General features: G+C 70.1%; 19 protein-coding genes. 5 read left to right on the top strand and 14 right to left on the bottom strand.

The window, feature by feature from the left end; genetic code table 11:
• Positions 1–16 precede the first annotated feature (16 nt).
• From ACYQ1K_RS20685 to ACYQ1K_RS20665, 5 genes are all read right to left on the bottom strand, one after another.
• A complete protein-coding gene (locus ACYQ1K_RS20685) occupies positions 17–682 on the bottom strand; it encodes a glycerophosphodiester phosphodiesterase (protein WP_459985153.1) in 666 nt (221 codons plus the stop codon).
• Positions 679–1,482: a phosphatase PAP2 family protein gene (locus ACYQ1K_RS20680; RefSeq protein WP_459985152.1), complete on the bottom strand. Its 804-nt coding sequence runs from the start codon at positions 1,480–1,482 to the stop codon at positions 679–681. Before ACYQ1K_RS20680 ends, ACYQ1K_RS20685 begins: the two co-directional genes overlap by 4 nt.
• An 87-nt stretch (positions 1,483–1,569) precedes the next feature.
• On the bottom strand, positions 1,570–2,442 hold the full coding sequence (locus tag ACYQ1K_RS20675; RefSeq protein WP_459985151.1) for a lysylphosphatidylglycerol synthase domain-containing protein: 873 nt from the start codon (positions 2,440–2,442) through the stop codon (positions 1,570–1,572).
• A 79-nt stretch (positions 2,443–2,521) separates the two neighbouring features.
• The gene (locus ACYQ1K_RS20670) at positions 2,522–2,998 is read right to left on the bottom strand and encodes a hypothetical protein (RefSeq protein WP_459985150.1); all 477 of its coding nucleotides are present in this window, start codon (positions 2,996–2,998) and stop codon (positions 2,522–2,524) included.
• 4 nt (positions 2,999–3,002) lie between these two features.
• Positions 3,003–3,470, bottom strand: a complete 468-nt coding sequence (locus tag ACYQ1K_RS20665) for a hypothetical protein (protein ID WP_459985149.1) — start codon at positions 3,468–3,470, stop codon at positions 3,003–3,005.
• 154 nt (positions 3,471–3,624) lie between these two features.
• Here ACYQ1K_RS20665 and ACYQ1K_RS20660 point away from each other — a divergent pair, with 154 nt between their 5' ends.
• Positions 3,625–4,155: a hypothetical protein gene (locus ACYQ1K_RS20660; protein WP_459985148.1), complete on the top strand. Its 531-nt coding sequence runs from the start codon at positions 3,625–3,627 to the stop codon at positions 4,153–4,155.
• 11 nt (positions 4,156–4,166) lie between these two features.
• Here the strand turns inward: ACYQ1K_RS20660 and arcC are convergent, their stop codons facing one another.
• From arcC to ACYQ1K_RS20640, 4 genes are read right to left on the bottom strand one after another with little or no spacing between them, the layout of a single operon-like run.
• The gene (gene arcC / locus ACYQ1K_RS20655) at positions 4,167–5,081 is read right to left on the bottom strand and encodes a carbamate kinase (protein WP_459985147.1); all 915 of its coding nucleotides are present in this window, start codon (positions 5,079–5,081) and stop codon (positions 4,167–4,169) included.
• Complete coding sequence (locus tag ACYQ1K_RS20650; protein WP_459985146.1) at positions 5,081–6,481, bottom strand: amino acid permease; 1,401 nt, start codon at positions 6,479–6,481, stop codon at positions 5,081–5,083. Before ACYQ1K_RS20650 ends, arcC begins: the two co-directional genes overlap by 1 nt.
• Positions 6,482–6,523: 42 nt before the next feature.
• Positions 6,524–7,525: an ornithine carbamoyltransferase gene (gene argF / locus ACYQ1K_RS20645; RefSeq protein ID WP_459985145.1), complete on the bottom strand. Its 1,002-nt coding sequence runs from the start codon at positions 7,523–7,525 to the stop codon at positions 6,524–6,526.
• A 19-nt stretch (positions 7,526–7,544) separates the two neighbouring features.
• Positions 7,545–8,765: an arginine deiminase gene (locus tag ACYQ1K_RS20640; RefSeq protein WP_459985144.1), complete on the bottom strand. Its 1,221-nt coding sequence runs from the start codon at positions 8,763–8,765 to the stop codon at positions 7,545–7,547.
• A 645-nt stretch (positions 8,766–9,410) separates the two neighbouring features.
• On the opposite strand from ACYQ1K_RS20640, the gene ACYQ1K_RS20635 reads away from it, so the two are divergent.
• Positions 9,411–10,418 carry a lysylphosphatidylglycerol synthase transmembrane domain-containing protein gene (locus tag ACYQ1K_RS20635; RefSeq protein ID WP_459985143.1) on the top strand — a complete coding sequence of 336 codons (1,008 nt, stop codon included), beginning with the start codon at positions 9,411–9,413 and terminating at the stop codon, positions 10,416–10,418.
• 5 nt (positions 10,419–10,423) lie between these two features.
• On the opposite strand, the gene ACYQ1K_RS20630 is transcribed toward ACYQ1K_RS20635, so the two are convergent.
• The 3 genes from ACYQ1K_RS20630 to ACYQ1K_RS20620 form a co-directional block, all read right to left on the bottom strand.
• The gene (locus ACYQ1K_RS20630; RefSeq protein ID WP_459985142.1) at positions 10,424–11,359 is read right to left on the bottom strand and encodes a zinc metalloprotease HtpX; all 936 of its coding nucleotides are present in this window, start codon (positions 11,357–11,359) and stop codon (positions 10,424–10,426) included.
• 16 nt (positions 11,360–11,375) lie between these two features.
• Entirely contained in the window at positions 11,376–11,873 is a 498-nt protein-coding gene (locus tag ACYQ1K_RS20625) for a GyrI-like domain-containing protein (protein WP_459985141.1), read from the bottom strand.
• A 256-nt stretch (positions 11,874–12,129) separates the two neighbouring features.
• Entirely contained in the window at positions 12,130–12,390 is a 261-nt protein-coding gene (locus ACYQ1K_RS20620; RefSeq protein ID WP_459985140.1) for a metal-sensitive transcriptional regulator, read from the bottom strand.
• 108 nt (positions 12,391–12,498) lie between these two features.
• On the opposite strand from ACYQ1K_RS20620, the gene ACYQ1K_RS20615 reads away from it, so the two are divergent.
• Both ACYQ1K_RS20615 and ACYQ1K_RS28100 read left to right on the top strand, forming a co-directional pair.
• The gene (locus ACYQ1K_RS20615) at positions 12,499–12,924 is read left to right on the top strand and encodes a carboxymuconolactone decarboxylase family protein (RefSeq protein ID WP_459985139.1); all 426 of its coding nucleotides are present in this window, start codon (positions 12,499–12,501) and stop codon (positions 12,922–12,924) included.
• A 61-nt stretch (positions 12,925–12,985) separates the two neighbouring features.
• Positions 12,986–13,171 carry a hypothetical protein gene (locus ACYQ1K_RS28100; RefSeq protein WP_488199520.1) on the top strand — a complete coding sequence of 62 codons (186 nt, stop codon included), beginning with the start codon at positions 12,986–12,988 and terminating at the stop codon, positions 13,169–13,171.
• A 31-nt stretch (positions 13,172–13,202) separates the two neighbouring features.
• On the opposite strand, the gene ACYQ1K_RS20610 is transcribed toward ACYQ1K_RS28100, so the two are convergent.
• Positions 13,203–14,405 (bottom strand): NAD(P)/FAD-dependent oxidoreductase, encoded by a 1,203-nt coding sequence (locus ACYQ1K_RS20610; protein ID WP_459985138.1) that lies wholly within the window; start codon positions 14,403–14,405, stop codon positions 13,203–13,205.
• 241 nt (positions 14,406–14,646) lie between these two features.
• Here ACYQ1K_RS20610 and ACYQ1K_RS20605 point away from each other — a divergent pair, with 241 nt between their 5' ends.
• Positions 14,647–14,919 carry a hypothetical protein gene (locus ACYQ1K_RS20605; RefSeq protein WP_459985137.1) on the top strand — a complete coding sequence of 91 codons (273 nt, stop codon included), beginning with the start codon at positions 14,647–14,649 and terminating at the stop codon, positions 14,917–14,919.
• Positions 14,920–14,935: 16 nt separating this feature from the next.
• Here the strand turns inward: ACYQ1K_RS20605 and ACYQ1K_RS20600 are convergent, their stop codons facing one another.
• A complete protein-coding gene (locus tag ACYQ1K_RS20600; protein WP_459985136.1) occupies positions 14,936–15,418 on the bottom strand; it encodes an adenosine-specific kinase in 483 nt (160 codons plus the stop codon).
• Positions 15,419–15,443 lie beyond the last annotated feature (25 nt).

Below are 15,443 nucleotides of genomic sequence, written 5' to 3'. Positions count from 1 at the left end.
CCTCGTGGCACGGACGTCAGGGCGGAGCGTTGCGGGCGGCGATGACGGCCGCGAGCACCGGCTCCTCGTCGGAGATGATCCCGTTCACGCCGCTGGAGCTCAGACGATCGAGGGTCGCCAGGTCGTTCACCGGCCAGCTCATGACGAGCGGCACGAGGTCACGCAGCGCGGCGATGACCGCCGGTTGCAGGAGCGACCGGTGCACGGAGACTCCGTGCGCGCTCGCCGGTCGCAGCTCGAGGCGGCGCAGGAGGGAGGCGAGCTCGACGCGGTTGCGGGCCGAGAGGACGGGCTGCACGTAGGGCAGCTGCCCGAGCACGTCGACCGAGGGCCAGTGACGGCTGCACACCAGGACCGGCCGGTGGTGCCCTCCCTCGTGCAGCATCCGCGCCACCGCGCGGGCGGCCGGGACGCTGCGTCCCTTGATGTCGAGCATGAACCTGGCATCGTGACGGTGTGCGGCGAGAAGCTCGGCCAGTCCGAGCCGCGGCGCCGACGCGGCCACGAGCTCCCACCGGTCCCAGAGGAACGGCAAGGGACCGGCCGTCTTGAGATGGCGGACCTCGAGATTGCCCCGATAGGCGTGCACGTCGCACTCGATGACGTCGGCCCCGAGCTCGTTGGCGGCGTGGAGACCGGCCAGCGAGTTGCCGGCACGGTGAGCGATGGCCAGGACACTCATGAGACCGCCCGAGGTGCCCGACGACGGCGTCGACGTTCCAGCCAGAGGGCGCACGCGTGGCCGGCGAGGACTAAGGCGACACCGACCACGACGTCGAGCACGTAGTGGTTCGCCGTCACGATGACGGAGAGAGTCATGAGCAGGGGCAGCAGCCAGCCGACCAGCCGCACCGCCACCACGCTCGCCGTCGTGGCGATCGCGATGCCCACCAGCAGATCCCACCCGACATGGAGGCTGGGCATGGCCGCATAGCGGTCGACGAAGAACGGCGGCTGCAGGACGCGATAGGACGTCGACCGCTCCGTGACCGTGTCGACCAAGCCGTCGTCGACCAGCCGAGGCGGAGCAACGGGATAGCTCACGAAGACCAGCATGCCGAGTGCGCCGGAGATCGCCATCGCGTCGCGTAGACGCCGATAGTGGTCCCGGTGCCGCAGGGCGAGCCACACGAGGGTGCCCACGATGACCGGCCAATGACCCCAGATGTAGATCCAGTTGGCCACGTCGATCAACGGGTCGGAGCGCGCGGCAGCCGACTGCAGGGCTCCTTCGACGTCGAGGCCCAGGATGCGCTCGGCCCGCTCGAGCTGATGAGCGTGGGCGACGGCTGTCGTCGCGGCGCCCTCGGTGCGCCCTCGCACCAGGAAGTACATGGCGACCAGCCCGGTCGCGACCAGCGCCTGGCGGGCGGCCCACGGCGTGCGGGCCGCGAGTCGGCGGCAGGCCACGGCCCACGCGGCGGGGGAGAGTGCCGGCGTGGCCCCCGGGCGCTGGACATCATCGCTGTGGGATCTGGTCATCACCTCGATCCTGCGACGGGTCTCGGCGGATGTCGGGAGGCGAAGGTCCCGAGGGGCAGAGGAAAGCCCTTCGGGTCCGGTCCGCGGTCAGGCGGGCGACGCCTCGTCGGCACGCCGCATGGCACGACGCGTCATGAGAAGGCTCGCGCCGCCCAAGAGGATCGCCGGGAGCCACGCGAGGGCGGCCTTGAGCGAGACGGCGGCCAGCGCGGCGGTCCAGGGCATGCCGAGCGCGACGAGTGCCGCGACCAGGGCGCCGTCACGTGGACTGGCACCGTTGGGACCCGGCACGGCTCCCGCCAGCTGGCTGGCGCCGAAGGCGCCCAGCAACGCGAGTGGCGCCACGTGGTGACCGGTGGCGGCGACGGCGCCGAGCAGGAGGCCGGCGATCGAGAGCTGGTAGCCGAGTGAGAGCACCAGCCCGTGGAGGAGGTCCTTGGGCGGCGGCCAAGGGCGCGTCGGGAACAGGTGCGGTCGCAGGCGCCGGAGGACGAGCACACCACCGACGAGGACGACACCCAGGATGCCTGCGACGACCAGCATCCGTGTCGGCAGCGCCGCGCCGGCAAACCCGACGAACAGCGCGAGCGCGACGGCGCCGACCAGACGGTCCGCGCCGACGCTGAGGACAGCGTCGCCGCGAGCCGCGCCGGCGCGAGTGAGCCGTGCGATGCGCCACAGGTCGGCGCCGACGTGACCGGGGGTGAGCAGACCGAGCAGCTCCGACTCGGCGTACGCCCGCAGATGCCAGGACCTCGGACGCGCCGGCCGCGTCAGGGCACGCCACCGAAGCGGACACAGCAGATACTTCCCGACGACCCACGGGAGCAGACCGAGCAGCAACGGCCAGGCGTCGACATGCGGCAGCCGAGGAAGCGTGATGAGGGGGACGGAGAGGGCGACGATCGTGCCGACGACCAGCGCGGCCCGCGACTTCATGACCGCGACAAGGACATGCATCTGCGGCTGATCCTCCCACCACCCGGCTCGTCGCCGAGGTCCTGACCCCAGAGTACGAGGGGACGTCAACAGGAGCAGGTCACCGTGGCGGTCGGCTGTCTTGTCGGTACGTCGCCGACTCGTGACGTCGTCGAGCCGCCGGGTCGAGAGCCCACTCGAGGCGTAGGGCGCCGTCTCCGGCTCGGAGCAGCGACATCCGTCCGTCGAGGAGGTCGGACGGAGGTCGCGCTGCGGCGAGATCCGCCTCACCGACGCCGTATAGGCACGTCGGCGAGCACTCGGGGTCGACCACCGCGACGCTGAGCTCTGTCTCGGTGAGCCCGATGCGAGCGGTTGCCGCACGAGCATCGTGTCGGTCGGCATGGCCCAGCCACCAGCGGACGACACGGGCGAGCGCTGCGGCGGCATCGGCGGGGACCGCGTCGGGCGCTCCTGTGAACTCGAAGTCGACCCGCCGGTGATGATGTGTCAGCGCAGGCCTCGCCAGCAGGCGGTGATCATCCACTTCGCCGTCGCGGGATCCGATGTGGTGGCCCCGAAGCCAGGAGAGGTTCACCTGCTCACGCTCCAGCTCTCCACGACGGGTCGTCGTCCAGCTCGGCGACGATGTGCGCGAACCGCCGATCGACCGTCTTCTGGCTGGCGCGGGACGCGGACCGGCGCAGGATCGCCAGGCGCCGGTCCGTGACGAGCGGCGAGGTCGCAGCAGCGACCAGGGCAGCAGCGGAGCCGATCATCGGGGAGAGCAGCAACAGGCCCATCAGGTCCAATGAGGCGACCGTGACGACCGTCGCCAGCCAGATGCCCTTGTCGGTCGGGACGTCGAAGTCCGAGAGCAGCCCGTAGACCAGCGCAGCGACGAAAGCCCACGTGATCACCGCGACGGCGACCAGGCCTGCGATGCTCCAGGCGCGCATCAAGGAGACGCCGCCGACGGCGACGAGGGCGCCGGCGAGCACGGGCCACGAGCGGTCCACCGCACCGACGACACGGTGCCGCGCTGTGCGGAGGCGGGACGAACTGGTCATGTCTCGACTCTCCGCGCCTCAGGCCGGACGCGGGAGGGTCGTCGTGCCGCTTCGAGGGGACGAACGTCCTGGCCGATCGCGCCCGGTCCATGGGCCCTGAGGTGAGGAACTTGGTCCCTACAGGCGCCCCAGCGGCGCGTTTGACGCTAGGGGCATGACGATCCATGCGCAGACGGCTCCGCCCGCGATGTCGACGTTGAACGTCTGGGTGTTCGGGACGGCTGACGGTGCACGGGCGGCGTCACGAACCCTTCGTCAGCGAGCGGCACTCGCAGCCGACACTCCGGCGGTCGTGATCGGCTGGCGCGCCGGACGGGCTGCGCCGGAGCTGTCCTTCGCCGGGCGAGATGCCGTGCGACGCCGTGCCCCGGATGCGGTCAGATGGGGAAGCGCCCTGTTCGATGCCGTGTTCCTGGCGCCGCTGCGGGCGCTCGACGGAGGCATCGCGGCGGAGGTCGACCGCGAGCCGCCGTTGGGTCTGGACCGCACGGCGGTGAATCGACTGCGCGACGAGGTCGTTCCGACGGCGTCGGCACTGGTCATCGCGGGTGGCGACGTCGACAGGATCGACGAGACCCTGCGCGTCCATTGGCCGGTCGCGCGCTGGAGCACGTATGTCGAGAGCACGTATGTCGAGCCGCTGGCGGAGGCTGCCGATCACCGATCCGTGCCCGTGCCCTGCTGAGGGAGGCTGAGTCACGAGGCGACGACCTGGGTGCCGGCGGTGCCGTCGACGATCGACTGGATCTGTGTGAGTGCGCCGATGGCCGCACGCCCTCCCGTCGCCTCCACGAAGCGGCACGCCGCCTCCACCTTCGGCCCCATCGAGCCTGCGGGGAACGGGGTGGCCCGCAGCTCTGCCGGGGTGACGCGGTCGAGGCGGCGTCGCGCGGGCGTGCCCCAGTCGACGTACACGCCGTCGACGTCGGTGGCCATGACGAGGACGTCCGCCTGGACCTGCTGGGCGAGCAGACCACTGGCCAGATCCTTGTCGATGACCGCCTCGACGCCGGTCAGCCTCCGCTCCCCGTCGCCCTCGAACATGGTGGGGATGCCACCGCCACCGGCACAGATGAGCACGACGCCGTGGTCGAGCAGCCAGCGGATGGGCCGGATCTCGAAGATCCGACGGGGCTCGGGCGAAGGCACCACGCGGCGCCAGGCCTCGCCGTCCGGCTTGCAGGTCCACTCCTTCTCCTTGGCCAGCCGCTCCGACTCCTCCTGCGTGTAGATCGGGCCGACGAACTTGGTGGGGTCGGCGAAGGCCGGGTCGTCGGCGTCGACCTCGACCATCGTCAGGATCGTGGCCAGCGCGGCCTCGGTGGGCAGCACGTTGCCGAGCTCCTGCTCGAGCACGTAGCCGATCATGCCCTCCGACTGTGCGCCCAGCATGTCCAGCGGGTAGGGCGCCACCTCGGTGTAGGCGGCCGCCTGCAGGGCCAGCAGCCCGACCTGGGGGCCATTGCCGTGGCTGAGCACCAACTCGTGCTCTTCTGCGACGGCGGCGAGCCCCGGGGCGGCGGCCCGCACGTTGGCCCGCTGCGCCTCGGCCGTCATGGGCTCGCCTCGCCGCAGCAGCGCGTTGCCGCCCAGGGCGACGACGACGCGCATCAGCGGTACTCGGGCACGGGTGCGGGGTCGGTCATCCTGCCCCGCTGGTGCCGGTAGACCGGGATGCCGAGGAGGAGGGCCCCGCCGGCGAGCAGGAAGGGAGCCCAGTAGACCCAGAAGCTGTGGCCGGTGTTGCGGGAATACCAGATGAACAGGACGGAGAAGACCACCGACACTGCGGCCACGACGACATCGCGGACGAACCGCGGCGTCTCGAAGGCGCGGTGGTCGGCGATCCGCCACTTCAGCTGGGCCAGTGCCGAGAACCCATAGGGGATCGCGGCGGTGATGCCCGTCATGAGCACCAACGTCGTGAAGACGGTGGCGCCGTTCGAGCCCAGGTAGTTGATGATCATCGCGACCGAGGCGAGCGCGGTCGAGGCGACGATGCCGAAAGCGGGGACGTTCTTGCGTGACTGACGGGCGAACTGCTCGGGGAAGAGGCCGTCCTTGGCCGCGGCGAAGGGCATCTCCGCGCAGATCATCGTCCAGCCGTTCAGCGCGCCGAGGCCGGAGATGATCACCACGATGCTCATCACGTCACCACCCCAGGTGCCCCCGAACATCTGGTTGACCGCGTCGGAGAAGGGCGCGGTCGAGTCGGTCAGCTTCGAGGCCGGCAGGATCCCGAAGACGGCAGTCAGCGAGAGCATGCAAACGACCGCCGTCGCGAGCGTGCCGAGGATCGTGGAGCGCGGGACGTTGCGGTCGGGGTTGCGCACGCGGCCGGCGGCGACCGCGGCGACCTCCACGCCGAGGTAGCTGAACAGGGCGATCGCCATCCCGCCGCCGATGGCGTTGAGGGCGCTCTCCCCGCTGGTGTTCCACGGCGTGAAGTTGGCGGAGCTGATGAAGAACAGCCCGACAGTGGACATGAACGCGAGGGCGACGAACTTGAGGACCGTCGTCGCGACCTGGACCGCACCGATGTTCTTGACGCCCGACAGGTTCACGGCGGCCGGCAGCCAGAGCCCCACCAGGACCAGCAGGACAGAGAAGAACCGGTTGTGCCCCTTGTTCACGAACTCCTCGACGTAGAGCACCCACCCGACGGCGATCGCGGCGTTGCCCGCCCACGCGGTGATCCAGTAGGACCAGGCGTTGGCGAAGCCGAGTGGGTTCCCGAACGCCGAGCGTGCGTAGGCATAGGGCCCGCCGTCGGCCGGCATGCGTCGAGACAGGGCAGCGAAGAGGAGGGCGAGGACCAGGGCGCCGACGGTGGTCAGGCCCATCGACACCAGCGTGATCGGCCCGTAGGACGCCAGCGACGTCGGCAGGTTGAAGATGCCGACCCCGATGATGCTGCCCATGATCAGGGCGACCGCGGTCGTCAGGCCGAAGCCCTGGTCCGCAGTCTGTCCCTGGCTCTGACCCTTGTGGGTCGTGACTGAAGCCGACATGGCTGGTCTCCTTCTGGGTGGGGGCGCCGGGCGTCCTGGGACTCAGCCCAGGGTCGCGACGAGCACCGCCTTGATGGTGTGGAGGCGGTTCTCCGCCTGGTCGAAGACGATGCTGGCGTCGGAGGAGAACACCTCGTCGGTCACCTCGAGCCCGTCGTGCCTGTCGACCTGCTCCATGATCTGCCGGCCCACGACCGTCTCGAGGTCGTGGAAGGCCGGCAGGCAGTGCATGAACTTCACCGAGCGGTTGCCGGAGGCGGCGAGGAGCGCGGAGTTGACCTGGTATGGCGAGAGCTGGTCGATGCGCTCCTGCCAGACGTCCTTGGCCTCGCCCATGGACACCCACACGTCGGTGTGGACGAAGTCGACCCCGTCGACCGCGGCGTTGGGGTCGTCGGTGATGGTGATGCGAGCGCCGGTGCGTCCAGCGATGTCGTGGGCCAGGTCGAGGATGTCCTTGGGTGGCTGGAGATCCGTGGGGCCTGACAGACGGACGTCGCTGCCCATGAGGGCGCCCATGACGAGCAAGGAGCGGCCCATGTTGAATCGGCAGTCGCCGAGGTAGGCGTAGGCCAGGGCGTCGTAGGACTTGCCGCTTGCCTCGTGCATGGTCAGGAAGTCGGCCAGCATCTGGGTCGGATGCCATTCCGCAGTCAGTCCGTTGTAGACCGGTACGCCCGCATGCTGCGCGAGCGTCTCGACCTCGCCTTGGGAGTTGCCCCGGAACTCGATCGCGTCATACATCCGTCCGAGCACCGCTGCGGTGTCCGCGATCGACTCCTTGTGGCCAAGCTGGGACCCGGTGGGGTCGAGGTAGGTGACGTGGGCGCCCTGGTCGAATGCCGCGACCTCGAAGGCCGACCGGGTCCGGGTGGAGGTCTTCTCGAAGATCAGCGCGATCTCCTTGCCTTCCAGTCTCCGCTGCTCGGTGCCGGCGTACTTGGCGAGCTTGAGCGCCTCGGCGAGCCGCAGCAGGTGGCGCAGCTCGGCGGGCGTGAAGTCGATCTCCTTCAGGAAGGAGCGGTTCCTCAGGTTGTACGACATCTTCGCCTTCTCTTCGGTCTCAGAACGCGGGTTCGCGCTCGATCGGGCACGTCATGCAGTGCGAGCCGCCGCGACCGCGGCCGAGCTCGAAGCCCTCGATGGTGATGACCTCGATGCCTGCCTTGCGGAGCGAGGTGTTCGTGCCGACGTTGCGCTCGTAGGCGACCACGACGCCGGGCTCGAGTGCGACGACGTTGTTGCCGTCGTCCCACTGCTCACGCTCGGCCTCGAAGGAGTCCCCGCCGGTCTCGACGACCCTCATCTCCCCGACGCCGAGCGCGACCGCCATGATCTCGGGGAGCCGTGCGGTCTGCTCCTCGATGACGAGGTCCTCGGCCGTGTCGCCGGGCCGGATCGCCCACGTGCGGGCCCCGTCGACGACCTTGGGGAACACCGTGACCAGGTCGCGGTCGCACATCGTGATGACCGTGTCGAGGTGCATGTAGCTGCGCGACGCCGGCAGCTTCACCGCGAGGACGAGGCGCGCCGCACCGGCTCGGAAGAGCGACCGGGCGATCCAGAGGACAGCCTGTGGCGTCGTACGCTCGCCCATGCCGATCATCACGGTCCCGTTGCCGATCGGCTGGACGTCTCCGCCCTCGACGTGCGCGCGGCCCCAGTCGGCGTCGGCGCCGCCGAGCCAGTAGGGGAACGTCTCGGCCGCGAACATCGGGTGGAACCGGTAGATCGTCTCCATGATGAGCGTCTCGGGCTTGCGCGCCGACTTCGTCATCGGGTTGAGCGTGACCCCCTCGAAGATCCAGCACGACGGGTCGCGCTGGAAGAGGAAGTTGGGCAGGGGCGGCAGGAGCATCGACGTCGGGTCGGAGGACTGCCAGAGCAGGCCCAGGTCCTGCGCGACGTCGGCCCTGGTGATCCCTCCGATGAGGAGCTCGGCGACCTCGGGGGCATCGGCGGTGGTGATCCACTCCCGCGCGCGTGGGGCGGCGGTGACGCCGACCTCCAGCTCGTTGAGCATGTGGTCGCCCACCCACTCGCGGGCCTTCTCGTCAGCCAGTGCCTGGGCCAGCAGCTCCTCTGCGTGGAAGACCTCCACACCGCGCTCGCGCATCACCTCGCAGAACATGTCGTGCTCCGCCTTCGCACGGGTCACCCAGAGCACGTCGTCGAAGAGCAGCTCGTGAGCCGTGGACGGTGTCAGCCTGCTGTGCTCCAACCCCGGCCGGTGCACGAGCACCTTGCGGAGCCGACCGACCTCGGAATGCACCCCGAACGTCACGTCGCCCACCTCCTCGTCCTGCAGCGCACCCTGCGCTCCACCGACATGGTGTGGTCACCCGGCCGGCGCCCGGGAGGGGAGGAGGGCCTGCTGCGAAGTGGACCTTGGACCCGGAAAGGGACGGTTGTGCGGGCAGACGCTGCGCCCGTGAGGGGCTAGTCGCGCGCCTGCCGGCTGTCCTCCGGCTAAGGCCCTCGGGGACGAGACAGGCCGAGCTTGAGGTCCTGGCGCGTCGGGGCGTGACCGACCAGGACCTGGCCGCCTCGAGGGCCTCGGAGGGTGCGACGTAGGCGCGGAGGGTGCGGTAGCACTCGTGGTCGCCGATCATCACGCGGCCGACGAATCCCCACCCGTCGGAGGACGCCCTGCCTTCATCGACCGCCATGACGGGTCCGTGCACCCTGCCCATGACGACCGGGATGGAGAGCCCCGACCTTCCTAGGGCTCGGCACACCGAGTCTAGGCCTGGCAGCGCGGGCGCACCATGGTCCGCTCACCTGCGGGGAGCTACGCCGAGCAGTTCGCCGGCACGGGCGCTCGCCCCTGATCGGCAGGCCCAAGGACCCTAGGTGCTCGGACCCGGGACCGGTTGACTTCAGCGAGGACGTCGATGGCCGGGCGAGAGGCCCGTGTCGAGGAGTGGAGATGACGACTTCGGCACACCGTGCCCTCACCACGTCGGCATGGACCTGGCTCCGTGGCGCTGGTGCGGCGGTCCTGGCGATCGCCGCCCTCGAGTACGGCGTCATCCCCTTCCTGGCGCGAGCGCGCCACGAGGCCTCGGTGCTGGACGAGGTCTCTTGGCCGCTGCTGCTCGTTGCCGGCGCGCTCGAGGCGGCGTCGCTGGCGGCGTACACGGGCTTGACGCAGTCGCTGCTCGAGTCGTCGGTGCGACTCGGCTTCGGGGTTCAGTGGCGCATCGACCTGGCCGGATGCGGTCTCAGCCACGCCGTTCCCGGCGGCGGCGCGACGGGCGCAGGACTCCGTGTGCGGCTCATGGTCGGCCACGGCGTCGCATCTGCGACCGCGCTGGCACTCACGGTCGTCCAGCTTGCACTCTCGGTGAGCGGCCTGATGACGGTGTGGCTCCTGGGAGTGCTGATGGCAGTGCCCCGCACAGGGGTCACGACGACCGTCGTCGCCCTGGTGCTCACCACGACTGCCGTGCTGCTGGCGTTGGAGGTCGCCCCTCGCCGGCCGCAGCTGCCGCCGCGGCTTCGCCGGATCGGGAGCCGGGCCTTGCAGGTCCTGCCGGTCCGGTGGCGCAGCTCGGTCCGTACCGCCGTCGTCAGCGGTGCGCGCTGGCTGCGGGACAGCCGTCTGACGCGACGCGGGATCGCGTGGGCCTCGACCAACTGGCTGCTCGACGCGATCTGCCTGTGGGTCAGCCTGAGGGCCTTCGGCGCCACCGTTCCCGTCGAGCTGGTCCTGGCTTCCTACGGTCTGGCGAACATGCTCGCCTTCCTTCCGCTGACGCCCAGCGGGATCGGCATCGTCGAAGGCTTGCTGGTGCCGGCGATGGCTGCTGCGGGTGCTCCCGCCGCGGTGGCGCTCGCAGGCGTCCTGACCTGGCGCCTGCTGCAGTTCTGGCTGCCGATCCCGATCGGCGCCGTGTGCTGGGCCTCGCTGCTTCGACCCTCGACACGGGTCTGATCGGGTCACCAATGGGCTCCGGTGCGGCGGAGCCGGGGGCGGTGCGTCGCCGCCGGGTAGCCCACGGGGGTCGGGCGCTCAGGGTGGTCGAACCTCCTCGGCGACAGCTCGAGGGCGCGAAGCCGTCGCACGCGCTCGCGGGTGCGGGGATGAGTTCGGAGCAGCAGGGGATCCGGTGGCCGCGTGCGCCCGATGAGCATCCGCTCCCAGATCCGCCCCTCGACGTACTCGAGTGTGATGAGGGCCTTGGCGAGGCCTTCGGGATCCCCGGTGAGGAAGGCTGCCTCGCGGTCGGCGGCGTACTCCGCCCGGCGGAACACCGCCAGCTGGGTCAGTCCGACGAGCGAGGGCAGCAGCACCAGCAGCACCGACAGCATGAGCCGGCGCGGCTCTCCGGTCGAGAAGGCGACCGGCACGGTCACGAGGAACGACACCCATCCGAACCAGCCCAGCGCCTGCGCGAAGCGAGCGACGAGATCGGACAGATTCATGAGCGAGGTGTCGCCGTTGCGCAGGTGGCTCACCTCATGTGCCAGCACGCCGGCCAGCTCACGCCCGTTGAGCAGGCGCAGCAGGCCGTCCGACACGACGAGGACGGCGCCGTCGGGCGGTCCGACGACGAAGGCGTTGGCGATCGGGCTCGCCACGTAGTACAGGCCCGGACGCCGTGGCAGCTCCGCTCGTCCCGCCAGCAGGTCGACCATGTCGTGCAGGCCCGGAGCGACCCACCGGGGGAGCGGCTCGGCGCCATACATCCACAGCAGCCAGACCACGGGCACTCGGGGGCGCAGAGCCACGATCAGCAGGCCCATGCTCAGCATCGAGACCACGCCGACGAGACCGAACAGCAGCGCCATGACGGCCCCTGCGGCGCTGAAGGTGGCAATCAGCAGCGTCGCTTCGCGCCGGACCTGCCCGGACCGCGCAGGAGCGGACTGCATCGCCGCGGCCCTCGCCTCAGTGAGGGAGGGCGGCGTCTGTCGCCGACGAGGAGAGCACCCAGTAGACCTCGGTGCGGGTCCGGTCCGCGGGCGTCTCGGGCGCGCTCAGGTAGGTCTCCCACATCGGTCCGCCTGCACGTGGTGCTCGCCCAGCGGCAGACGCCTGTGCCAGGAGGTCCTCGTAGGTGCTCGGCATCTCCTGGTAGGGCCCGATGTGGGTCGTGTGCGCGGCTTCGGTCTCGGCCACGTCCAGTCTGCCCAGGCTCGCGGGCACGGTGGCGGTGGCTGGGACGGGGAAGCCGGCGGCGACCTCGAACCCGTCGGCGGCCGGCTCGAAGTAGGCCATCGGCGCCCCGAGCGGCGGCACGTGTGCCGCACCCAGCTCGGAGGCCACCTTCTCGAACGCTGGACCCATCTGCTCACCGATGCGCGGCAGATCGTCGGTGTGGACGGTGAAGCGGACGACCGCGACCGTCATCGGCCGCACCTTCACGATGTCGACTTCGTGTGGCATCTATCTCCGCCTCCCGTGAGCGCCCCGATGGGAAAGGAGGACGACGGGGGTCCTGCTGCCGTTTGACACGGTTTCGGAGTCGTGACGGGCGCGGCATGGTCGACCGCGGTTGCCGTCGTCCCTCCCACTTCGGGCCCTCGTCGTCCTCGTGTCCAGTCAAGCCGGATGCGCGCGGCCGGCACAGGGTCCTTGTGCCTGAGCCGATGAGCCCTCCTTCCCGACGCACGCCACGACCTTCCCGACGCTCACCACGACGTCACGCGAGCGCGAGGAACACCTTCTCGAGCTTCTTCATGTCGACGCTGTCGCGGCCGCCCTCGGCGAGACAGTGCTGCAGTCCCGTGGCGACGAGCGCGTAGCCGGCACGGTTCACCGCCCTGGTGACGGCGGCCAGCTGGGTGAGCGCGTCCTCGCACTCGGCGCCCTCCTCGAGCATGCGGATGACCGAGGCCAGATGGCCGTTGGCCCGCTTGAGACGGGTGGTGACCGCCTTGATCTCGTCAGGCTCGAGCTGCATCTGTGTCCTCCGGTCTCTGGTTGGAAACATCCCCCATGGGGGATATGCTATCACTCGTTGGATCCCCCCTGGGGGATAGGACAGGAACCTCCTCTGGAAGGGGACATGATGACCACCACCCATCCGGGCGACGCCGGCACCGACATCCATGGCGGCTCGACGTCGGCATCGGCCTACGGCAAGGGCGTCCTGCGAGAGCTCACTCCGCAGCACCGCGAGCTGCGGAGGGCGGTCCCCGACGTCTACCGCGGCTTCGGGGAGCTGTCGAAGGCCGCGTTCGCCGACGGCGCGCTCGACCGCCGGGCCAAGGAGCTGATCGCGTTCGCCATCGGCGTCGTCGAGGGCTGCGACGGATGCATCGCCTCCCATGGCCAGGCGGCCGCCCGCGCCGGCGCGACCAGGCAGCAGGCGGCTGAGGCGATCGGCGTCACGTTCGTCATGCACGGCGGCCCGGCTACGATCCACGGCGCGCGCGCCTACGAGGCGTTCTGCGAGTTCGCCGACGCGGTCGACGCCGACGAGTTGCCCGCCTGAGCCTCCACCGGCATCCACGCCCGGCAACCACGCCCGTCAGCACACCTGGAAGGAGGGCGGCATGTGCCGTCCCACGCGCTGTAGGACCTGCGGAAAGGTCACCTGGACCGGCTGCGGCCGCCACGTCGCCCAAGTCAAGGCCGGCGTGCCGGCCGATGAATGGTGCGCCGGCCACGACGCACCCGGCGGTGACCGGCGCGTCCGCTCGGGCAACGACGGTTGGCTGCGCCGGGCGCTCGGCCGATAGGAAGCTGGGCCGATAGGCGGCTAAGCGGCCCTCAGGGCAGTTGCACGTAGCCGTTGCGCATCTTCCACAGGAAGTAGCGCTCGAACCCCAGCTTCATGAGGTGTGACTGCGGGCCTGGCACCAGCACGCCGTGCTTGCGCGGTGGGAGCATCTTGTCGGCCAGGATCACCACGCCGTTGTTGCCCGCGTCCATCACACAGACCGCGGGGATCTCGCCGAACGGCTTCTCCTGGCTCGGCTGGTCACCGCGCACCTGTGCCGCGATGTTGTGCGCCGCGGTCACTGCCTGCGTCTCCGTGGGGAACCCGGTCTTCGGGATGCCGACGGGCACGGGCGTCGTCCACGGCACCGCGACTGCCGCGGCGGCGCCGATGGCGTAGATGTCATCGTGCTTCTCGGACTGATAGGTGCCGCGCACGGGGACGAAGCCCTTGGCGTCCGTCAGGCCGTCGACCGCGCTCAGGAACCGCTGGCCGAGGAACGGCGGCACCACCATGCCGAACGTGAACGGCACGCGCTCACCGTCGGCGAGGACGAGCGCGTCCTCCTCGACACCCTCGATCGCGGTCGAGAGCTTGGCCTTGATGCCCTGCTTCTCCAAGAACATGCCCAACAGCTGCTCGCCGTGTGGCAGGCCTCCGATGCCGAAGTGGCCGAGGAACGGCTCGGCGGTGACGTAGGTGAGGTTGACCTCCTTGCGCAGCCCTGCCTTCTTCAGCTGGTAGGCGGTGTTGAACAGGAACTCGTAGGCTGCACCGAAGCAGCCAGCGCCCTGCGTCGCGGCGATCACGACGTCACCCGGCTTCTCGAGATAGGAACGCCACGCTGCACCGGTCTCCTCGGCCCGCGGCAGCGTCGTGATGGTGTGGGCATGCTCGCGGAATCCCGGGGCGACGTCGTCGTCGTTGCGGTAGCCGGTCGCGATCACGAGGTAGTCGTAGGGCCGGATCTGACCGTCGGAGGTCGTGACGACGTGCGTCACCGGATCGATGCCGGTCACCTCAGTGTGGACGAACTCGATGCCGTGATGCGCGAGCGTCGGGGCGACCTCGAAGGTGATGTCCGAGGCGGTGCGCTTCCCGAACGGCAACCAGATCAGACTGGGGGTGAAGAGGAAGCGGTCCGCAGCGGACACGACCGTCACCACGATGTCGCCGTGCAGCTCGTGCCTGACCTGCAGGGCAGCAGTCAACCCGGCGAAGTTGCCGCCCAACACCACGACCTTCTTGCGCATGATGCGCCTCCCTCAGAGCTCGTCCTTGTGGTCATGACACGGTCTCGAGGGTCCCGCGGCGCGGACAGGGCCGGAAGGACCGGCGTCGTGGGCTCTTGGGCCTACGGGGCGTCCCGCGCGGCCGCCGCCGGATCGGAGCGGGCCGGTTTGCTCTCGATGTTCGGGACTTTGGTCCCTATGGCGGGGTTGTGTCTCGCCCGTGAACTGGGCGGGCCATGTCGGGCGGCGGAGGGAGACGACGATGACGGTGGCCGAGGTCAAGGTCGCGAACCAGGCACTGTTGGACACGGTCGCCCGGCTCGTCGACGAGCTTGACGAGGTCCCCGCCGGACGAGTCCTGCGGTGCTTCTCACGCGCCGTCGGGCACGTGCGGCGCGTGGGCTGCCCGACCACACAGCTGGCGACCGAGGCCGAGTGGCTGGCCCGGGAGCTCCTCGCCGGTCGGCTCGTGCTCGATTCGACGCACGGTCCGGAGCCGCAGACCCCGCAGGCGTGCGTGCGCATCCACGCGTAGGTGGCGCCCGGGTCTCTCAGAGCTTGTAGCCGATGTCCCGCAGCAGCTTCTTGCGGTCGGCGACGTCGGCCTCGGTCTCGACTCCAGCTGGGGAGCTGCCGTCGACGACGCCGAGGATGGCCCGGCCCAGGGCCGTCTCGGCCACGATGAGCTCCACCGGGTTCGCGCTGGCGCAGTAGACCGTGCAGACCTCGGGGACCTGCTTGATCGCGTTGAGCACGTTGACCGGGTAGCCGTCCTCGAGCAGGACGATCAGCGAGTGTCCGGCACCGACGGCGAGCGCGTTCTCCACCGCGAGATCGACCAGGCTGGGGTCGTTGCCCGACCTGCGGACCAGGCAGGGCCCGGAGGCCTCACAGAAGGCCAGCCCGAAACGCAGTCCGGGAACCCCTCCGGCAAGCGCCTCGTGGACGTCCTCGACCGTCTTGATGAAGTGGGCCTGGGCGACGATGACGTTCATGTCCTCAGGCTTGTTGATGCCGATGATGTGCAGGTCCACCCCGTCCTCCTTCGCTGGTCGGCCC

The sequence above is a fragment of the Nocardioides sp. AN3 genome, from assembly GCF_054653495.1.
This window is presented reverse-complemented; position numbering and strand designations above follow the sequence as displayed.